General features: G+C 35.7%; 13 protein-coding genes and 1 pseudogene. 12 read left to right on the top strand and 2 right to left on the bottom strand.

Annotated features, from left to right (window positions below):
- The 8 genes and pseudogenes from M2326_RS14495 to M2326_RS14460 form a co-directional block, all read left to right on the top strand.
- Positions 1-342, top strand: a pseudogene (locus M2326_RS14495) (L-rhamnose/proton symporter RhaT); the annotation flags it as partial.
- Between the two features lie 102 nt (positions 343-444).
- Complete coding sequence (locus tag M2326_RS14490) at positions 445-1,701, top strand: glycoside hydrolase family 117 protein (protein WP_264620266.1); 1,257 nt, start codon at positions 445-447, stop codon at positions 1,699-1,701.
- A gap of 344 nt (positions 1,702-2,045) precedes the next feature.
- Positions 2,046-3,080: a Kelch repeat-containing protein gene (locus M2326_RS14485; protein ID WP_264620265.1), complete on the top strand. Its 1,035-nt coding sequence runs from the start codon at positions 2,046-2,048 to the stop codon at positions 3,078-3,080.
- Positions 3,081-3,093: 13 nt separating this feature from the next.
- Complete coding sequence (locus M2326_RS14480; RefSeq protein ID WP_264620264.1) at positions 3,094-4,911, top strand: arylsulfatase; 1,818 nt, start codon at positions 3,094-3,096, stop codon at positions 4,909-4,911.
- A 60-nt stretch (positions 4,912-4,971) separates the two neighbouring features.
- The gene (locus M2326_RS14475) at positions 4,972-5,175 is read left to right on the top strand and encodes a hypothetical protein (RefSeq protein WP_264620263.1); all 204 of its coding nucleotides are present in this window, start codon (positions 4,972-4,974) and stop codon (positions 5,173-5,175) included.
- 262 nt (positions 5,176-5,437) lie between these two features.
- Entirely contained in the window at positions 5,438-5,665 is a 228-nt protein-coding gene (locus M2326_RS14470; RefSeq protein ID WP_264620262.1) for a hypothetical protein, read from the top strand.
- A gap of 106 nt (positions 5,666-5,771) precedes the next feature.
- Positions 5,772-7,265 (top strand): alpha-L-fucosidase, encoded by a 1,494-nt coding sequence (locus tag M2326_RS14465; RefSeq protein WP_264620261.1) that lies wholly within the window; start codon positions 5,772-5,774, stop codon positions 7,263-7,265.
- A 91-nt stretch (positions 7,266-7,356) separates the two neighbouring features.
- A complete protein-coding gene (locus M2326_RS14460) occupies positions 7,357-8,823 on the top strand; it encodes a sulfatase family protein (RefSeq protein ID WP_264620260.1) in 1,467 nt (488 codons plus the stop codon).
- Positions 8,824-9,005: 182 nt separating this feature from the next.
- On the opposite strand, the gene M2326_RS14455 is transcribed toward M2326_RS14460, so the two are convergent.
- The gene (locus tag M2326_RS14455; RefSeq protein ID WP_264620259.1) at positions 9,006-10,181 is read right to left on the bottom strand and encodes a hypothetical protein; all 1,176 of its coding nucleotides are present in this window, start codon (positions 10,179-10,181) and stop codon (positions 9,006-9,008) included.
- Between the two features lie 329 nt (positions 10,182-10,510).
- Here M2326_RS14455 and M2326_RS14450 point away from each other — a divergent pair, with 329 nt between their 5' ends.
- Entirely contained in the window at positions 10,511-13,072 is a 2,562-nt protein-coding gene (locus M2326_RS14450; RefSeq protein ID WP_264620258.1) for a glycoside hydrolase family 3 C-terminal domain-containing protein, read from the top strand.
- 36 nt (positions 13,073-13,108) lie between these two features.
- Here M2326_RS14450 and M2326_RS14445 read toward each other — a convergent pair whose 3' ends face one another.
- Positions 13,109-14,263: a hypothetical protein gene (locus M2326_RS14445; protein ID WP_264620257.1), complete on the bottom strand. Its 1,155-nt coding sequence runs from the start codon at positions 14,261-14,263 to the stop codon at positions 13,109-13,111.
- A gap of 187 nt (positions 14,264-14,450) precedes the next feature.
- On the opposite strand from M2326_RS14445, the gene M2326_RS14440 reads away from it, so the two are divergent.
- Genes M2326_RS14440 through M2326_RS14430 form a run of 3 tightly spaced genes read left to right on the top strand, consistent with a single transcriptional unit; the run spans position 14,451 to position 22,175 of the window.
- Entirely contained in the window at positions 14,451-17,288 is a 2,838-nt protein-coding gene (locus M2326_RS14440; RefSeq protein ID WP_264620256.1) for a glycoside hydrolase family 2 TIM barrel-domain containing protein, read from the top strand.
- 13 nt (positions 17,289-17,301) lie between these two features.
- On the top strand, positions 17,302-20,151 hold the full coding sequence (locus tag M2326_RS14435; RefSeq protein WP_264620255.1) for a glycoside hydrolase family 2 protein: 2,850 nt from the start codon (positions 17,302-17,304) through the stop codon (positions 20,149-20,151).
- A gap of 29 nt (positions 20,152-20,180) precedes the next feature.
- Complete coding sequence (locus M2326_RS14430) at positions 20,181-22,175, top strand: right-handed parallel beta-helix repeat-containing protein (RefSeq protein WP_264620254.1); 1,995 nt, start codon at positions 20,181-20,183, stop codon at positions 22,173-22,175.
- The last annotated feature ends 173 nt before the right edge of the window (positions 22,176-22,348 follow it).

Here is a 22,348-nt window from a genome sequence, read left to right as displayed (position 1 = left end):
GTTATGACTGCTTATTTTGTATGGCAACTGTCTGCCAAAAAAGCTTGGAACGACTTCAAAACGCCATCTTTTAGCAAAAACTTTTTCTTGATTTTAGTAATGGCCGTTTTTCATTATGCAGCTTCTGCTTTGTTTGCTTTCGCAGCTTTCAAACTAGGAAATAGCGGAAATACGGTTGGTTACGCCATCTTCAACACCTCTTGCGTGGTAACTGCCATCATGAGCGGAATCGTAACCAAAGAATGGATCAACGCCTCTGCCAAAGCTAGAAATTTCCTTTACTTAGGCTTATCTTGTATGGTGGTCGGTATTTTATTCGTCGCTTTTGGAAACGGAGCTTAATAACGCAATTATATAGATTTTTATATGTTTCAGTATCATTAAGTAGATTAATTTACTAATTTTCTCAATGATTTTTTTTATAACTAAACCAAAAATTAATTTATGAGTACATCCAAAAAAATACAATGCTGCAGCAGTTCCGTTTTGGCGTTACTGTTACTACTTTCGATCAATAGCTTTTCCCAAAACACTACCGATGGTTTTCCTTTTATGTTACCAAAAGAAAAACCTAATCGACAATTAAGTCGGGCAATGGAACGATTATATGACAACTACTCGGCACCAAAACCAGAAGATAACGAACTTTTCTCTCAGTTTAAATACACCGAGATCAAAGGCTTTGATTACAACAATCATGACGGAAAAATTAGTCGTAGGGATCCCTCCAAAATCATTTTGCACAACGGCAAATATTATGTTTGGTACACCTACCGAAATACAATAACTCCGCCACAAGGAGCAGATAAAAGTAGCGAAACCATTCCGTCATCAGACTGGGATTTAGGCGAAATATGGTATGCAACAAGTACCGACGGCTTCAATTGGAAAGAAATAGGCGTGGCTGTCAAAAGACCTGCAAAACCAAATGTAGGCTGGCGCGCAGTTACCACCCCCGACATTTTGGTTTGGAAAGGTAAATTCTATTTGTACTACCAAGGTTTTATGGAAGCCAGCGGAAAAAGAGGTGACGATTGCCCTGTTGCCGTTTCCTATGCCGATTCGCCAGATGGCCCTTGGACTGCCTACAATAAAGTCGTAATTCCAAATGGTGCCAAAAACGAATGGGATCAATTCTCGATTCACGATCCATATCCCTTAGTTTACAAAGGAAAAATATATTTATATTACAAATCCGATACTGGTATTGCGCCACATTGGGTGCGCATGCAAGGTCTAGCAACGGCCGATAATCCTTTGGGTCCCTTTACCAAAAATCCTTTAAATCCAGTTATTTCATCAGGTCATGAAACCTCTTTGTTTCCTTTTAAAAGCGGTATTGCAGCTTTGGTTTATAAAGATGGTAATGAGCACAACACGATTCAATATGCCGAAGATGGCGTGAATTTTGAAATTGCATCCATAACCGAATTAATGCCGTATGCTGCCGCTCCTTTTGTCCCCGATGCTTATACAGACACCAAGGACGGCAGGGGAATTACTTGGGGACTTTCTCATTTTATAAATCAAGGTGAAAAAGGGAAAAACCATTCTATTATGGTACGATTTGATTGCGACCTGAGTCAAGATCTAAACGATCCCGAAATGAAAGAACACCGCGTTAATCATGACGTCGATGTATACCTGAGACAAGGCTTAAGCAACAAACAAAAACAACGCATAAATCAAGAAAACAAATAATCTTTTTTAGAATAGAAAGAAATATCATAACCCGTTTAATTCATTTTAAACGGGTTTTTTGTTTTATATCCAAATCAAATTTTAGTGCTTTTTTAGGAGCAGAAACATTCCGCTTTTATGTGAATTTGGTTCCTGCTCTTCGCTATATCTTTGCTTTTTTAAAGAAAAAAAGCAAAGGATACCGCTGCGATCAGGGCTATCAGGAAATACCGTACTTATATGTTGTTTTTTTCCATAAACGATCACAAATCACCTATAAAGACCGCTTTAAACACCCAATTAACCATATGTTGCATCCTTTTAATCATAGTAAACAAAGACAACTATACCAAAAAACTACTTTTATGAAAAATTTAAAACCAACAATGCTTCAGCTACTTCCAATAAAAAAACAACAGCTCCTTTTTGTCCTTATTTCGGGCATGATGGCGTTGGGATGTGGCCGAAAAACACAAAGTATCACCACAGCAACCAACAGGCAATGGCAAGAAGTAATTGCTTCTGATGGATCCAAACCGGTTGCGCGTCATGAAGCAGCTTTTGTGGGCATCAAAGACAAAATGTACCTATTAGGCGGGCGCGGCATCCGTCCCGTAAGTATCTTTGACACACAGTCAAAAAAGTGGACCCTAGGCGCCAAACCACCTATTGAATTACACCATTTTCAGCCCGTAGTATACCAAGACAAAGTCTACATTATTGGCGCATTGACAGGACAATACCCAGCAGAAGTTCCTGTTCCCGTAATTTATATTTACAACAGCAGTACGAATACTTGGAGTACAGGCGATACCATTCCGCCAGCAAGATTAAGGGGTTCTACTGGAAATGTGATTCAAAATGGCATTGTTTACTTGAGCTGCGGCATTACAAACGGACACATTGATGGACATCAAAAGAAAATGGACAGTTACAACATAAAGACAAGCGAATGGAAAATACTTCCAGATGCTCCAAGATCAAGAGATCACTTTCAAGCCGTTGTAGCAAAAAATAAAATTTACGTTTTAGGAGGTCGATTATCACAAGCACCTCAAAAGACATTTTCAGAAACTATAGCAGAAGTGGATGTATTTGATATTAAAAAAAATACTTGGGAGACCATAAAAAATCCTATTCCAAGCCAGCGAGCAGGAACATTTGCGACCTTCTTCAATAACAAAATTTTGGTAATAGGCGGAGAATCCGTTCGACAAAACCAAGCACACCATGAAATAGATGCCTTAGATATTGATACAAATACTTGGAGCGTTTATCCACATCTAATCACAGGACGACATGGCACTGGAGTGGTAACTTATAAGAACCAACTTTATATCGCCTCTGGTTGTGGCAATCGTGGCGGATCACCAGAATTACAAACAATGGAAAAATACTAATTACTATATAAAAATGAGAACAATAAAAATCACTACGCTATTAAGTATTTTAATTATTAGTTGCGCTTCCAAAAACGAAGCACAAACGTCCAAAAACAGCAAACCCAACGTCATCCTTGTCATGACCGATGACCAAGGATACGGAGATCTAGCACTTCATGGAAATACGATTATAAAGACACCCGAGATTGACCAGTTTTATAAAGAGAGTTACCACTTAACCGATTTCCACGTGGGCCCTACTTGCGCCCCTACCCGTTCTGGACTTATGACCGGACGCTATGCGGACGAAGTAGGTGTTTGGCATACAGTTGGTGGTTGGTCATTGTTGCGTGAAAACGAAAAAACATTAGGTGATATGTTTACCCAAGCGGGTTACGTTACTGGTGGTTTTGGTAAATGGCACTTAGGAGACAACCATGACTTTTTACCCGAAAACAGAGGTTTTCAACAAACTGTAATGCACCAAGGTGGCGGAGTCGAGCAAACTCCTGACTATTGGGGGAATACCTATTTTAATGACACCTATTTCAAAAACGGAAAACCACAAAAATATACTGGCTACTGTACCGATGTGTTTTTTGGAGAAGCAATTGACTTTATCAAAACAAACAAAGACAAACCGTTCTTCTGTTACATTGCAACCAATGCGCCACACGGTCCATACAATGTACCTGTTGAATACTATAATATGTACAAAGACTTAAGCGATGATATACTATCTGACTCTCAAAAACGTTTTTACGGAATGATTACCAATGCTGATGAAAATTTTGGTAAACTAAGAAAATCTATTAAACAACTTGGTATTGCTGACAATACGATTTTGATTTTCATGACCGATAATGGTACATCAAACGGTTACAATAATAAGGATGGAAAAGTAAGAGGTTTCAATGCTGGTATGAAAGGAAATAAAGGGAGTGAATATGAAGGTGGTCACCGAGTACCCTTTTTCATCTACTGGAAAAACGGAAAAATAACAGGTTCAAAAGATATTACTGCTTTGACAGCCAATGTAGATATTATGCCTACTCTTGCCGACTTATGTGGAATTCAATTACCTAAAAATCACTTAGAATTGGAAGGAAAAAGTTTTGTACCCTTGTTGAGAGGAAAAGCTTTTGACACCAACAGAATTCTAATCACCGATTCGCAACGTGTACAAGAACCAAGAAAATGGAAAAACACTTCGGTGATGCAAGACAAATGGCGATTAATCAACGGTAAAGAATTGTACAACATCACGAATGATCCTGGACAAAAAAACAATATTGCTAGTAAAAACCCAGAAAAAGTTGTTGAATTAACCAAATTCTATGACCAATGGTGGAACAAAACAGTACCAACGTTCAAAGATGTAGTTTCGTTTAAAGTAGGAACCAAACAAGAAAACCCTATTACCCTAACCGCACACGACGTACATGGCGCTGAAGGACAACAACCTTGGAATCAAACACTAATTCGTAATGGAGCCATGGGATTGGGCTATTGGAACGTTGATATTGTGGAAGAAGGAAACTACGAAATAGAATTACGTCGTTACCCTATCGAATCAAAACTAGCGCTTAATGCCGTTGCCAAAGGCATATCAAAACAAGAACTACCTGGTTTAGAAAATCCAGTTCCTGCTGGAATAAAAATGAATTATGTAACAGCGATCGTTCAATTTGGTAATGGAAATAAAGAAGAAACAAAAGTAGATCCAAACGCACTTTCGGCAAATTTCAAAATGCATTTAAAGCCTGGTAAGACCATCTTGAACGCCAACTTCATTGACAACAAAGGACAAGAAAACGTAGCTTACTATGTTTATATCAAGAAAGTATAATCTCAAATAAAGAGATGAATTTTAAAATCAAAATTAATTAATCCAAATACCACAAAACCTATGAGAAAATTATTAGTTATTGCTGCCTTGGCACTTTGTACAAGTGCAATGAATGCACAAGAGAAAAAAAGTCTTGAGAACGGTGCCAAAGAATTGAATATAGCCACTGAACAAGTAGACCAATTAAAATCTATGGCAGCCGAAAGAACGCAAAAAATTCAAGAAGAAAAAGTTAAAATTCAAGAAATAAATAAAGAATATTAGCCAAAGACACAAAATGTTCTTGGTAAATAAAAAATGAAAGAATGTGATGCGTACTGGCAAAAATAAAAATTAGTGAAAATTATAAAGGAGCGTCTAAAAATGCTCCTTTTTTGTTTGGCTATAAAATTCTAAATTAATTTAAAAAAAAACTCATTAGTTATACTATCTAAAACATTTGTAGAGCACAAAGCAGTTTATAAGCTTCATTTTTGTATAACAATCTTTTTTGATTCTGATCACCTTTAAAAAGTGATATATAAATATGAAAAACAGTAATAACTCTTTTTTCAAGATAGTCGCCATTGCATTTGCAATCATCACCTTATTTAGCTTTGAAGCCAAAGAAACTTGGGATGCTCTTGATTTTGGAACCAAAGGAGATAACAAAACCAGCAATACAAAAGCCTTTCAATCGGTAGTAGACACTTGCACTCAAGCCGGAGGAGTAACAGTACTCATAGAAGGCCGCATTTATATTTCTGGAAAATAGTATTAAAAAACATTCAATTCCTTTACAAAACAGCGACAACCTAATAGGAATTGTAATGAAAGATGTTTATATAATGTAGCAAAAACAAATAATTCAAATTAATAATATGTACAAAAAAGCCTTGGTATTTTGTTTAGCACTAAGCCTCAACATTGGTGCTCAAAACAAACCGCAAACAATCAAAAAGAAGTACGACGACAGTTGGGAATCGATACGTGCAGGTTACAAAGTACCGGAATGGTTTAAAGATGCCAAATTTGGAATTTTTCTACATTGGGGACCTTACGCCGTTCCTGCCTATAGTAGTGAAAAATATCCAAAAGGAATTTACGATCAAAAGTGGAATAAAGGAGGTATGAATCCGTACAGTTACCACAGAGAACATTATGGTGATCCATCAAAATTTGGATACAAAGACTTCATTCCGATGTTCAAAGCAGAGAAATTTGATGCAGAAGAATGGATTGCGTTGTTCAAAAAATCGGGAGCACGTTATGTAGTTCCTGTTGGAGAACACCATGATGGATACGCCATGTACAACTCTAAAGTAACACGATGGAATGTTGTGGAAACAGGACCTAAAAAAGACGTGATGAAAATGCTAGCTGATGCTTGTAGGACACAAGGATTAAAGTTTGGTATGTCTTCTCACTTTGCCTACAACCGTTTGTATTATTCTAAAATTGACCCTACATGGGATACTAATGATCCTAGATATTTTGATTTATATGGGGAACCTGTTGAACCAGGAGCTGCGCCAACAAAACAATATTTGAACCTTTGGTGGAACAGAACCACCGATATCATTGACAACTACAAACCCGATTTGCTTTGGTTTGATTATGGTTTGGATGACGCTGGTTTTGAACCCGTACACAAAAAAATCCTTTCGTACTATTACAACAAAGGCGAAGAATGGAATAAAGAAGTTGTTTTTCAAGACAAAAACATGAAATACCCATCTTTCCCTGAAGATTTAATTGTTTTGGATTTGGAGCGTGGTCGTATGGATAATATCAACAAATATCCTTGGCAAACAGATACCTCTATTGGTAAAATATCTTGGGGATATATCGACAATGAAGAGTACAAAACAGCCGATTATCTACTAGATGAATTAATTGATATAGTGAGTAAAAATGGTTGTTTATTATTAAATATCGGCCCAAAAGCAGATGGAACAATTCCAGATCCTGCCAAGAAAATTTTGGCTACTATGGGAGAATGGCTTTCTGTTAATGACGAGGTGATTTTTAATACTCGCCCTTGGAAAATTTATGGTGAAGGTCCAACCAAAGTAGACAAAGGAAACCATACCGAAAAGAACAACAAAGACGCAGGTTTTGAAGACATTCGTTTCACTACAAACGGTGATGTATTGTATGCAACAGCTTTGGGTTGGTCAAAAGATGGCGTGTTTAACATCAAATCATTGGCTACTAACAATGAATACGAAAAACGAAAAGTAGAATCGGTAACTTTTGTAAGTGGAAAAAACAAGCTCGACTGGAACCAATCTGCATCAGGTTTAAAAATCACTGTAAAAGGCAACAAACCTTGCGAAGAAGCTTTTGCATTTAAAATCAAATTCAAGAAATAACTACTGGATGTTAAACTAATTCATTTTCGAAAATAAACCAAAAGCATTAACTAAAGTCTAAAAATATAAAAAATACCTTAATTCAACTAAAATGAGAAAAATACATTATTTTTTAGCTTGTTTAGCATTGGTAACCACCATCAAAACAACAGCACAAGAAAAACCGAATATCCTAGTAATCTTAGCCGATGATTTGGGTTATGGCGATGTAGGATTTACTGGTTCTACCGAAATAAAAACGCCCAATTTAGACCAATTGGCAAAGAATGGTGTAATTTTCAAAAATGGCTATGTAACACATCCGTACTGTGGACCTTCTCGTGCTGGTTTAATTACGGGACGCTACCAAGCCCGTTTTGGATTGGAAATTAATTTGACCAACTCCCCTTTTGACATGTATAATGGATTGCCACTTACAGAACAAACCTTTGCCAACCGACTCAAAAAATCGGGTTACACTACGGGAATAATAGGAAAATGGCATATGGGAGGTTCAGAACCTTTTCATCCAAACAATCGAGGGTTTGATTATTTCTACGGATTTTTGGCAGGCGGTCACTCCTACTTTCCTGAAAATGTAAAAACCGTTGCGCCATTAGTGTCTAAAAAAACGGGAGAACCTGCGTATAGCGCCAATGAGGGCAGTTACCATCCTTTAACACGTAATGATAAAGCTGGAGAATTCACTGAATATCTTACAACAGCACTAAGTAAAGACGCTGCAAAATTTATTGGTGATAGCAAAAAACCATTCTGTTTGTATATGGCTTATAATGCGCCACATATGCCTCTAGAAGCACCTAAAGAAACTATTGAAAAGTATAAAAACATCGAAAATCCACAACGCAGAACGTACGCTGCCATGATTGATAAAATGGATGAAGGTGTAGGAATGCTTATAAAAGCGTTGAAAGATTCTGGTAAATATGACAACACCTTAATTTTCTTCCTTTCAGACAATGGAGGGCCACAACAGAAAGGACATAACTATACTAGCAATTTTCCATTCCTTGGAGGAAAAGGCGACACACACGAAGGAGGATCACATGTACCCTTTTTTGTTCATTGGCCTAACGGAAATTTAAAGAAAGGAGTTTTTGACGGATTAGTTTCGTCACTAGACATTGCAGCTACAGCAGTAGCGCTAGGAAATGGAGATACCTCAGGCGAAAAACTAGAAGGAACCAATTTGATTCCCTATTTAACTGGAGCCAAAAAAGGATCACCACATGACGCTTTGTTTTGGAGAATGGACGATGGAAAAGCTTGGGCTGTACGTACAGAAAAAACAAAATACCTACTAGAGGGTGGTAATAAAAACAAACCCGAATTGTTTGATATGAAAAAAGATCCTTTTGAATCGACCAACATTGTAGAGGATAGTCCAAATGATAAAGCAGCTATGGCAAAACTCTGGAACGAATGGAACCAAGGCAATATATCAAACAGCTTTTTGCAAGCAGGTCCTTACCAAAAAAAGCGACTAGAAATGTATAAAAAACTATATGATGATTTATACGAAAAAGCTAAAAAGCAAAAGCTTTTGATTATTGAATAATCTGTCTGTCCTCTTTTAATAGATAATTAATTGTCTGGCTGTAAGTTTCTTGATAACGTTTTTATATAGAAACTTACAGCAGAACAATTTACTTCCAGTTTTTCTACAATAAGTACTAATAAAATTAGATTTTGCCCAACTCCAAAACTAGAAATACAGTTTATGATTAAAGTATAATCTAATCAATTCAAAATCTCTAGCGCTACCATTTTGCAACTTACATCGGTTCGTTGCAATCCACTAACTTCGAACAAGGCGTTAAAATATTTGGCATTATTTCCCAACTGTTTTTGAAAATCATCTAAATATTCTTTGTCTGTAAATTGCTTGACCGTAGCCATCACACCAATATCATTATTGGACACAAAATACAGAGCCGTTTTTCCTTTGCTCAAACTAATACACGAAACCATAGCATATTCTTTTTTGCTGTTTTTATCTTGTTGTGTATCATACAAAATGGTCTTTCCGTTGGTGCTATATTCAAAACCATCATTGAATATTTTAAAAGCTTTACTGTCTTTCAAAAAAAAAGTCTTAGACATGTTCATTGTTTTAAACTGTCCAATAAACAAGATGTTGTTTTGAGTAATATCATCGTAATTGAGCTCACTTTCTAGCTTTAGATCAAAATCACTGTTATAATCCGAAAACCAGTCTGCAATAGATTTAATACAGTAAGGCGCCATTTTGGACATCAATGTATAATCCGTCATTTGCAGGTTATTGATAGGTGTTGTAGTTGTGTAATCAACAAACTCATTTCCGTTATTGATATTGGCGTAAATTACACCATGAACCCTACCGTCACTCAGTTTTTCATGCACTACATATTGATCTGAAACTACCACTAAGTTTTTTGCATTCGAGTCAAAATAAGACTTCCAAAGAGCCGCGGGTTTGTTAGCGAAATAAAATCCTGCTCCTATTATTATTCCAATTATAATTATTGAAAATCCGACCAGTTTGAGGTATTGAAGCGGAATGGTAACAGTAGCTTTAGTTGTCTTTTTTTGTTTCGAAAATGTTTCTTGACTAATGAAATTTAGATTGTACTGTCCTTTGTTTATTTTGAAAATAATGGGTTCATCAGCACCTTCTTTCGAATAAAATTCATCTAATTTTTTTCGCAAATTATATACATACGAGCGAACTGTACCATCATTTTTGTCAAGACTATAATTTTTCGAAAAAAGGTCCAAACCGATAGTAAACTCTTTTACATCTTCGTTAATAAGTGCTTTTTCGACCAAATAATTCAAAAGCCTTGTGTACACGGAAGAATTAGCAAACAAAGAATGTTTTCCTATTCTCTCCAAGGCATCTTGTATAGCTGTTTTTTCTTTTTCGGACATCATAAGGTCAAAAATAAGGTTTTTTTAGAAAGAAAGGAAGCCTATAACTTGAAGTCTGTTGTTATTTGAGTTAACACTTTGTTTATTAATGATTTAAGCTATCATTTTAACGGTTAAAGTTACAGTGATTGCAACAGTTTTTGAGTTGTTTTATGATATTCATTCAAAATGGAACGACTATCCTTGTACTGTAATAACTAAAACATACCAACCATGAATTTCAACTATTATAGTCTAATCAGTTTACAATTTAGCAATGCATCTGAAAGGCAATAACTTTCAAATTAAACGGACTAAATTACAAACCAATCAAAAAATCACATAAATAAATTATGAATCAACTAAGCAAAATTATTGTTGCGCTTTTCCTCTTTTCAGCTGGAAGCAATGCGCAAACTTGGAAAAATCCAAATGCTCCTACTGAAGATAGAGTGAAAGATTTACTATCCAAGATGACTCTTGAAGAAAAAATTAGTCAATGCAGTTCTGATATTCCTGCCATAGAACGATTGGGCATCCCTGCTTACATCTGGTATGGCGAAGCATTGCACGGTGTTATTGCATGGAATTGCACCTCTTTTCCGCAAAACATTGCCATGGGGGCCACTTGGAATCCAAACTTGATGTTTGATGTGGCTACGGCTATTTCAAACGAAGCACGTGCCTTAAAAAACAATGGACAGAAAGAAGTGATGATGTTTTCGCCAACGGTAAATTTAGGAAGAGATCCTAGATGGGGACGCAACGAAGAATGTTATAGCGAAGATCCGTTTTTAATGTCCGAAATGGCTCGAATGTACATTAGAGGAATGCAAGGAAATGACAAAAAATACCTTAAAACAGTAACTACGGTCAAACACTTTATTGCAAATAATGTTGAGAAAAACAGAGAGCGTATTCAATCTAATATCAGCGAAAAAGATTTGAGAGAATTCTATATGCCTGCCTATAAAACCTGTATTGCCGATGAAGAAGCTGGTGGAATTATGTCGGCTCTAAATGGGTTGAATGGAGTTCCTAGTTCTGGAAGCAAATGGTTATTAACTGATGTTTTAAGAAATGAATGGGGCTTTAAAGGCTATGTTGTCGCCGATTGGAACGCAGCTTCGGGTATGTTCAACAATCAGAAATATGTTAAATCATTTCCTGAGGCTTCCGCTTTATCTATAAAATCGGGTACCGATCAGGAATGCTTTCGACCTAAGGCATCACTAATGGTACAAAATTTAAAACCTGCAATTGAGCAAGGTTTACTTACAGAGGCTGAACTTGATGTTTCGGTTGCTCGACTTTTGAGAATGCGTTTTTTAACCGGTGATTTTGATAAACCAGAACTAAATCCATATTCAAAAATACCGCAATCTGTTTTAGAAAGCGACACGCATAAAAAATTGGCACTCAAAGCAGCAGAGCAAGCCATTGTTTTATTAAAAAATGACAATATTTTACCACTTAAAAAGGATGTAAAATCAATTGCAGTTTTAGGACCCTTCGCAAATCAAGCTTGGTTGGGAATTTATTCTGGATTTCCTAAAAGTAAAATCAGTCCATTGGCTGGAATAAAAAATAGCACTACTGCACAAATTAATTATGCTGAAGGTTGTGGGATTATTGAACCATTTGATGAAGCAAAAATTAAAGAAGCAGTTGAAGCGGCCAAAAAATCTGAGGTTGCTATAATTTTTGTTGGAAACGACGAAAAAACATCTACCGAAAATACAGACCGTTCAACCTTGGCATTACCTGGTGCGCAACAAAGATTGATTGAAGCCGTTTTGAAAGTAAACAAAAATACAGTTGTTGTTTTGATTCCGAGTGGTGCTACCACGATTGGTCCTTCTCAGAAAGAGGTTCCTGGAATAATTTGTGCGTGGCCAAACGGTCAAGAGCAAGGAACTGCAATTGCCAATGTACTTTGGGGAAAATACAATCCAGGCGGAAAATTAAACTCGACTTGGTATGAGTCGGATAATGATTTGCCAAACATACACGATTATGACCTTAGAAAAGGACGTACCTACATGTTTTTCAAAAACAAACCTTTATACCCATTTGGTTATGGTTTGAGTTATACGTCTTTTGATATTAAAAATCTAAAATTAGATAAAACAACTTTAGCTGTCAATGAAAGCGTTGCTGTTACTGTAAACGTAACCAATTCTGGGAAAATTGATGGTGATGAAGTCGTACAATTGTATATCAGAGATTTAAGTAAAAATAAACTAGCACCATTAAAATCTTTAAAAGGATTTGAGAGAATCCATCTTAAAGCGGGAGAAACTAAAAATGTAACTTTAAATGTACCCTATGCAGCCTTCAATTATTACAATGTAGACAACAAACGCTTTGAAGTAAACGATGGGAAATTTGAAATCATGGTGGGTAATTCTTCTGAAAAGATTTTAGCTAAAGGAAAAGTAACATTAAAAGCTGGTGTGGTGCCAGAAGTAAATGTGGACAATAAATCGGCCTATTTTAATGCAAAAGATCCTAATAGATTCAAAAATTGGGATGCTATTTATGACGACAAAAGCTTCTTGCAAACTGCAAATCCTAAATCGAAAAAAGAGGATTCTGGAATAGAATTTAAAATGACTTTTACAGATCCTGGTTTTTATGTCAATACTTGGGATGCTGAAGTTAATATGAAGTTAAAAACAAACGAAGCTACTTTGAAGTTAACAATGTTAGGAAACGAAATTGACACCTACGTAGTGAAAAAAGAAAATACTGAATTCCAAACTTTGGCTATAAAAATTCCAATTCCACCAGAGTATGGCAAAGAAGTAATTTTAAATGCCTTCATACTGCCATCAGAAATGGACATAGAATCCATCAAAATTATACCTCCAGGTAACGCAAAGCCTTACCGTGTTTATCCAAAAGGAAAATAATAGCAGTAAAATAAACTAATAAAAATGGTCGTATCTTTAAAAAGGTATGGCCATTTCTAGTTTTATATTAGTGTTGGTGCGGTTTTGTCCTTTGACTTTAAAAACAGCGGTAAAGTGTTTTTTACCTTTGAGGTAACGGTTCGAAAACGCCTCCATATTTTCAGGATTGGTAAAATATTCCACTGTGGCACTCACACCTATATCATGTTGGGAGAAAAACACAAAATGTTCAGTGTTGTTTATTGTGGGATATTTTGAAACAATCGCATATTCTACCGTGTCTTTGGGCGAAGTCAAATCAAACCGCTTGCTCTCCAAACTAGGATGACTGGAAAAGTACAAAACATCCTCTTTTAATTTGAAATAAGGATTCGCTTCATTAAAAAACGGAATGAATGGGCTGTTATTTTTCGTTGGCCCCACATAAATGGCATTCCCTTCCTTAATCTCGACAATTGAACTTTGAGTGGTAAAACGGATGGTAAAATCGTGATCGTAATTTCGATAAAAACGCTCCAATTGCTGTGTTGCCAAAACCCCCATTTTGGTGCTATACGAATAATCAGAGGGTTTGATTTGGTCTTTTAAGTTGGGATATTTATCAATAAGCTGATAAAATTCTTTTTGACTATTTATATTGAAATCTCTAGTCCAACCTTTACCGTTTGTTATTGTGTTGCCTGTGATTCCAAAATGGTCACCAATAAACAAATTAGTAATCGTATTATTGTCCAAAAAAGATTTCCATAAATCAGGTTTCGAATTTGGGATTTTTATTAGAACTAAAATAAAAAGAGCAAGAAACAACCCTATATAAGGAATCACCACCGCCCAATTAATTTTACGTTTTACTGCTGTTTCTTTTTTATAAAATCGAACTTGATATTGACCTTTATCAATGATTAAGTGATAGACTTCGTCTTGGCCTTCGGCTCCATAATAGCTTACTATTTTCTTGCGCAAGTTGTACACATTCACGCGTACACGCGGATTAGTTTTATCTGAGTTTTGCGAACCTCCAAAAAACTCAATATCGATAGTAGCTTCTTTAAGTGAAGTTTCATTTTCGGTAGCCTCAAATAAGTATTGTAGTAAAGCACTACTTGTAGGGGCATTTTTAAAGGTTTTACTTTGCTTTATGTGGTTAACAAGGTCTTGCTTTTGGTTTTTGGTTAAGCTAGTGTCTTTCATTTAAATAACTGTATGTCAATGTTTTATTTACAACTTTAACCGTTATAGCTACTGTTAAAGAGTGGTTAAAGTTACATAAAGATTATTAATTAGATACATTTGAAGTATTCATATATAAATAATATTTCTTATTTGGAAGTTATTTCGATTTAAACACTTCTAAAAGTTAACCAAAAACCAACTCCACATGCAAAAGTTTACAGCATTGTTGCTAATTTTAATTCTGAATAGCTATGCATCACTGGCTCAGAATCTACCTATTTCTAAAAATCAAAAAACCGAGATTCATTATTTATCAGGTACCGATAAGGATCATTTAGTAGATTGGGATTTCTTTTGTTCAGAAGGAAGAAAAAGCGGCAAATGGACTTCAATTGGAGTACCATCTTGTTGGGAGCAAAAAGGATTTGGAACTTACAATTATGGTAGTGACGATTCAGATAAAAGAGCAAAGGAATTTGGCTTGTACAAACACACCTTTAAAGTACCGAAAGACTGGAATAATCAAGAGGTACAAATCGTATTTGAAGGCGTAATGACCGATGCCGAAGTTAAAATCAATGGAAAGTTGGCTGGAGAAATTCATCAAGGCGCTTTTTATGAATTTAAATATTCCATTAGCAAACTATTAAAATACGGAACTGATAATGTACTAGAAGTAAAAGTAAATAAGGTGTCGGCTAATGCATCCATCAACTTTGCAGAACGTGAAGCTGATTTTTGGGTTTTTGGTGGAATATATAGACCTGTGTACTTGCAAGTGTTCCCTAAAGAAAATATTGACCGTGTAGCGATTGACGCAAAAGCAGACGGAACTATAATTGCAGATGTTTTTACAACTTTTCAAAAAGCGACCACCGTAAAACTGTCTTTATCTGATGCAAACGGAAAGAAAATTCAAGTCTTAAAAGTTGAAAAAGCAACCCAATCACAAGATAAATGGACAGTGTCAACAAAAGCCAATGCTATAAAAACATGGAATCCAGAAGCACCCAATTTGTATACCTTAAATATTGAAATTCTCAACACTAAAAATGAGGTTTTACATGCTGTAAGCCAACGAATTGGTTTTAGAACTGTTGAAATTATAGAAGGTGACGGCGTTTATGTAAATGGCGAGCGAATTAAATTTAAAGGTGTCAATCGCCACTCGTTTCATCCTTCTTCTGGACGTACTACTTCAAAAAAGATTAGTATTGATGATGTAAAAATGATGAAAGACATGAATATGAATGCGGTGCGTATGTCTCATTATCCGCCAGATGTTCATTTTCTAGAAGTGTGTGACTCTTTGGGATTGTTTGTTATTGATGAGCTTTGTACTTGGCACAACCCAATATTGGAAACAAAAGTAGCCCGTAAACTAGTAAAAGAGACTGTCGTTCGTGATGTAAATCATCCATCCATTTTACTTTGGGCAAATGGTAATGAGCAAGGTTGGAATAAAGAAGTTGATGATGACTATGCAAAATGGGATATTCAAAAACGTGAGGTCATTCATCCTTGGAGCATCTTCAAAAAAACAAATACGATTCATTACAGCCCTTACCATTCTTTGGTAAACGATTCGTATTCGATGGAGAAAATTTTGTTTCCTACGGAATTTTTACACGGTTTATACGATGGTGGACATGGAGCTGGTTTGGATGATTATTGGAATCTAATGTGGAATACGCCCTTAAGTGCGGGAGGATTTCTTTGGGATTTTGCAGATGAAGGCATCGAAAGAACGGATAGAAATAATGAAATTGATTTGCAAGGAAATAAAGCCGCTGACGGAATTGTAGGCCCTTATGGCGAAAAAGAAGCGAGTTATTTTACAATTAAAGAGATTTGGTCGCCAATTTATATCGAAGATAGATTTATTACAAATGATTTTAATGGCGTTTTTAGATTAGAAAACAGATACCACTACACCAATTTGGAGCAATGTAAAATGACTGCAAAGTGGTTGAAATTTGATGGACCAGAAGAAAAATCAAGTCCAAAAATCATGGCAGAAGGAATTGTAAAAATGCCGAGTCTAAATCCAGCCGAAAAAGGAAAGTTTACGGTTGAACTACCTCAAAATTGGAAATCGGCAGACGCACTACATTTGACGGCGACAGACCCTTATGGTAAAGAAATTTTCACCTGGTCTTATCCTGTTACAATACCAAAACAGCTGAATTCACCATTAATTGATTATGCAGTTGGTGGAACTTTATTGTCCGAAACTAAAGATAATTCGATAAAAGTTGTGGCTAATAAAATGACCTATGTTTTCTCTGAAACGACTGGTTTACTTCAAAAAGTAATGAAAGGTTCTAAGGTTATTCCGCTAAACAATGGTCCAATTATTTTAAGTCAAAAAGACAAAATAGAAAATGTTGCGGTTCAAAATCTAAAAGATAAAGTAGAAATTACAGTCACTTTTGAAAAAGCAGTCAAATCCCCATCTTGGTCAACCATTAAAGAATATGGCAAAGACATCATTAAATGGACCGTGCATTCCAATGGATTGTTGGATGTAAAAGTGGAATTTAAAGGTTTTAGAAACTTAAAAGAGTATAGAGGAATTACGTTTTCATTTCCAGAAAAAGAGGTCGCAGGGATGAAATGGTTGGGCGATGGTCCTTATCGCGTGTGGCGAAACCGCATGAAAGGAACTAAATTTCAGGTTTGGGAAAATGATTATAATAATACCATAACTGGAGAATCTGGTTTTGTGTATCCTGAATTTAAAGGATTTTTCTCTAGCGTCTACTGGACAAAATTAAAAGGGAAAGACGATAATGGTTTTACGGTCTATTGCCATTCGCCGCACACATATTTACGAATGTTAACGCCTGATAAAACGCAGGAGGATAAGAATGGAAGATTGAATACTAAATTCCCAGTAGGTGATATTTCATTTGTAAAAAATATCCCAGGAATTGGCACAAAGTTTCAGGATCCAGATACGATGGGACCACACGGAAACTCCGAACATTTTTTCGGTAATGATGATGAGCCTATCACTATCGACCTAACTTTTGAATTTTAATATAAAACTAAATATGAAAATATATAATTTTTTTACAATTAGCTGTTTTGTTAGTTTACTTTTTTTCTCGAATGCGAAGGCACAACATACTGCTGAAAATACAGGAACGACCATAAAATATTTGTCTGGAACAGGTAAAGACGATATGGTACTATGGGACTTTTATTGTTCGGATGGAATGCAAAGTGGCAAATGGGCAAAAATAGGCGTTCCCTCTTGTTGGGAATTACAAGGTTTTGGTGGCTATAACTATGGAAACGACAAAAGAGATACAGACCGAAAAATACATGATGAATACGGAATATATAAGCATCAATTTTTGGTTCCGAAGGAATGGAAAAACAAAGAGCTTAAAATAGTTTTTGAAGGTGTAATGACTGATGCCGAAGTGAAAATAAATGGCAAACTGGCAGGAGAAATTCATCAAGGAGCTTTTTATGAATTCAAATATTCAATTACCAATTTGGTAAAATTTGGTGTAGAAAATGTTCTGGAAGTGAAGGTGAATAAAGTATCTGCAAATGAATCGATAAACGCTGCAGAACGAAATGCGGATTTTTGGATTTTTGGTGGAATTTTTAGACCTGTTTCTATTGAAGTGCTTCCAAAAGACCACATTGAAAGAGTTGCTATTGATGCAAAAGCAACTGGTGAACTGAAAACAGCACTAGTAGTTTCTTCGAAAAAGGCAGAAAATATAAGTGTGGTTCTTGCTGATATTTCAGGAAAAAAATTGCAAGATTTGACCATTACTGATTTCAAAAAAAAGAATGGTGATTGGACTATTTCAACAAAAGCATCTGATATAAAATCGTGGAATCCGGAGAAACCAACGATGTATCTACTTCAAATGAGCTTGTTAGATAAAAACGGAGCTACCTTACATACTAAAATTGAAAAAATTGGCTTTCGAACCATCGAAGTCCGTGAAAGTGACGGAATTTATGTTAATGGAAAACAGATAAAATTCAAAGGCGTAAACAGACATTCTTTTTATCCAACTTCGGGTAGAACCACTTCAAAAGAGTTGAGTATTGAGCACGTGAAAATGATGAAGGATATGAATATGAATGCGGTTCGTATGTCACATTATCCGCCAGACAAACATTTTTTGGAGGTCTGCGATTCGCTAGGTTTGTTTGTAATTGATGAAATGTGTACGTGGCATACCCCCTATTTGGATACAAAAGTAGGACAAAAAATCATTAAAGAAATGATTGTTCGAGATGTAAATCATCCTTCGATTGTATTGTGGGCAAATGGAAATGAAACGGGTTGGAACACAGCGTTAGACAATGATTTTACAAAATGGGACATTCAAAAAAGAGAAGTAATACATCCTTGGAATATCTTCAGAAAAACAAATACAATGCATTATCCTGATTACCATATTTTTGCTTATGATGCCTATGCAAAGGATAAAATCTATTTCCCTACAGAATTTATGCACGGTTTGTATGATGGCGGTCACGGAGCTGGCTTGGATGATTATTGGAAACAAATGTGGAATATGCCATTGGCTGCTGGTGGTTTTTTATGGGATTTTGCAGATGAAGGAGTCATTCGAACCGATAAAAATAACGAAATTGATTTTGATGGAAATCACGCACCCGACGGAATTGTAGGTCCTTATGGAGAAAAAGAAGGTAGTTACTTCACTATTAAAGAAGTTTGGTCGCCAATCGCTATTGCTGACCGTTTTATACGAGATGATTTTTCAGGGATTTTTCAAGTGGAAAACAGGTACCACTTTACCAATCTTAACGAATGTGTGATGACGGCTAAATGGGTGCAGTTTAATGGTCCAAATGAAAAAACCGAATTTAAAGTATTGTCACAAAGTAATGTAAAATTACCAAATCTAGAACCTAATGAAAAGGGTACTTTTTTGGTGGAGAAACCACAAAATTGGAAATCAGCTGACGCACTGTACTTAACAGCGACAGACCCACACGGAAAGGAAATTTTTACCTGGTCGTATCCGGTAAAAACGCCCGAAAAATTAAATTCAGAAAGAAGTATTGCTGAAGTTAAAGGAACCGTTTCTTCTGAAATTAAAAACGAACAAATTCTGGTAATTGCTAATAATAAGGATTTTAAATTTTCTAAAACTACCGGTTTATTGCAAGAAGTGATTGCTAATGGAAAGCTAATTCCGTTAAACGAAGGGCCTATTATTTTAGGTCATAAAGGGAAAATCGATACGGTTTTTGTAAAACAGACTGATACTAAAACAGAAGTTATCGCTTTGTTTAAAAAGAATAAAAAGTACTATAAATGGGATGAAAATACCGAAACAACGCAAGATTTTATAAAGTGGACAATTCATCAAAATGGTTTGGTTGATTTGAAGGTCGAAATGAGAAGTCAGAAGAAAGTAACGGGTTATATGGGGATTTCCTTTTCTTTTCCTGAACAAGAAGTCAACGGAATGAAATGGTTGGGTGATGGTCCTTACCGAGTTTGGAGAAACAGGATGAAAGGAACGAAATTTAACGTTTGGGAAAACGATTATAACAATACTGTTACGGGTGAATCGGGTTTTGTATATCCTGAATTCAAAGGATTCTTCTCCAGTTTATATTGGATGAAACTGAAAGGAAACAACAACAATGGTTTTACGGTTTATTGCAAATCTGACGCAACTTTTTTACGAATGTTGACACCAAAACAACCAGTAGATCCACAAAAAGGAGCAACCGTTAAAGATTTTCCTGTGGGAGATATATCGTTTGTGAAAAATATTCCTGCTATAGGTACCAAATTCCAAGAAGCAGAGAGAACAGGTCCACAAGGAAATCCCAAAAATATTTTCGGTAATGATGACGAGCCTATAATTATAGATTTAACTTTTGAATTTTAACTTTCCAACCAACCTTTATAATTTCTAAAATGAAAAAAAACTATCAATTTTTATTCCTGCTTTTTGCAACAGCATTTAATGTTGCTGCAAAAGAATACCATGTAGATTGCACCAATAAATCTCTTGGAAATGGTTCCGCATCAAATCCATTCAAAACCATATCGCAGGCAGCTGCAATTATGATCAAAGGAGATGTTTGCTACATTCACAAAGGCACTTATCGTGAAAATATTGTACCTAAAAATTCAGGTACTGCATCCAAACCAATTTTGTTTACCTCTTTTGAAAATGATTTTGTCATTGTTGCGGCAACCGATCAAGTTTCGAGTTGGGAAAAATTTTCCGGAAATATTTATAAAAAATCAGGTATCAAATTAGGATTAGGAGACGGAAATAATGTCTTTTTTAATTCGAAAAAAATGCAATTGGCTCGTTGGCCAAATGATACCGACAATGATGAATATACCTTGGATGCCAAATACATCGATATGACCAAAGGGACGTATTCTATGTCTTTTATTTCTAATAACGAAATTCCGAATATCGATTGGACTGGCGGAACTATTCATTACCTAGGTGCGCATAGCGGTTGTAGCTGGGAACGTACCATTACCAACTATGAAAAAGATTTAAATCGAATTCATTTTGAAACATTGCCAGATAGATGGCCTTTTGGAGACACCCATAGTCCGATGCGTACAGAGAATGGTCATCGAGGTATTTTTTATCTAATGAATAAATTAGAAGCGCTTGATGCACCAAAAGAATGGTATTATGACACTCAAAAAAAAGAACTATACCTATATGCTCCCGAAGGTAAAAATCCAAATAATGATTTGGTAGAAGTTACTGCTCGTGAAAATACGGCCGAAATTACTAAAGATTATATTCATTTTAATAAGCTTAATTTTTTTGGAGGAATGATTACCATCAAAGGAAATCATAATGATATAACCAACTGCATGGTCAAACACGGATCTGATAAATTGATTACCAATTTAAGCGGTGCAGCATTAAGTGACGCCGCCATTCAAATCTTAAATGGGTCTAATAACACCATTGAAAAATGTGTTTTAGAAAGTGGAACTGTGAACGGTATCATAATAAGTAAAGATGCTGAGGATAACAAAATCGAAAATAATATCATTCAATATTTCAATACCATTGGTATTCATGCGCAATTGCTGAATAGTAGTGGTGCAAGAAATAAAATTTTAAAAAATTCCTTCTATGGTTCCGCTCGTGATGGAGTAAAAGTAACGGGTGATGATAGCGAGTTTGCCTATAATCACGTTCAAAAATGTTTAATTTCGGGAGCCGATGGAGGATTGTTTTATGTCACCGGAAGAAGTATTCCTGTAAATGTAGAGGTACATCACAACTGGTTTCATGATGCGTATGGCGCCAAACATGCGGGTAAAAAAGCTGTAGGTATTTATCTAGACAACAATGCAGCGGGATATATTGTGCACCACAATGTAGTTTGGGATATAGAATGGGGTGGTTTGCATTTGAATTGGAATGCCGTTAAAAATGAAATTTACAACAATACTTTTTGGAATGTAGGTCATGCAGAACAAGCCCTTATTGATAGTTGGGTACCCAAAAGAGATGGTGTCCAAACCAATGTAGCAGAGAATATCTTGTACAACAATATTTCGGATGTACGTCCTTGGTGGCATTCTGGTGATGGAACCAAGTATAGAGTAGATGAAAAAGAGTTTGAAGGAAGCGAAGCAGACAATGATTTCAAAAACAATGTTCAGTTTTCTACTTTGCCATTTTCGATCGAAAAGAATACTCTTTTTATGCCTTTAAAAGGGTCTCCACTAATTGATAAAGCCAATAAAATTAAAAAAATAACGGACAGATTTATAGGAGCTGCACCAGATTTAGGTGCCTATGAATTTGGCGGAAAAGCTTGGACCGCTGGAGTAGATTGGACTCCAGAAGGTTTTGCTTGGATTCCAGGGAATGATTATAAAAAGTTAGAATTTATAAATAAGGCTAAATCGAAAAGATAAAAAGTAATTTGAAAAACAGATGAAAAATATATTTTTGGCAGCAAATGAGAGCTTTTCCCGAAAAGTTAAACGCTGTTTGTGGAAAATACAGTGCTTAAGAAAATGTATTAAATACTGCCCTGATTGTCAAACTACCTTATCCATTGGTGAAAAAGACAAATCCCCACTCTAGT

The sequence above is a fragment of the Flavobacterium psychraerolatum genome (assembly GCF_025960985.1).
Lineage (GTDB): Bacteria > Bacteroidota > Bacteroidia > Flavobacteriales > Flavobacteriaceae > Flavobacterium.
This window is presented reverse-complemented; position numbering and strand designations above follow the sequence as displayed.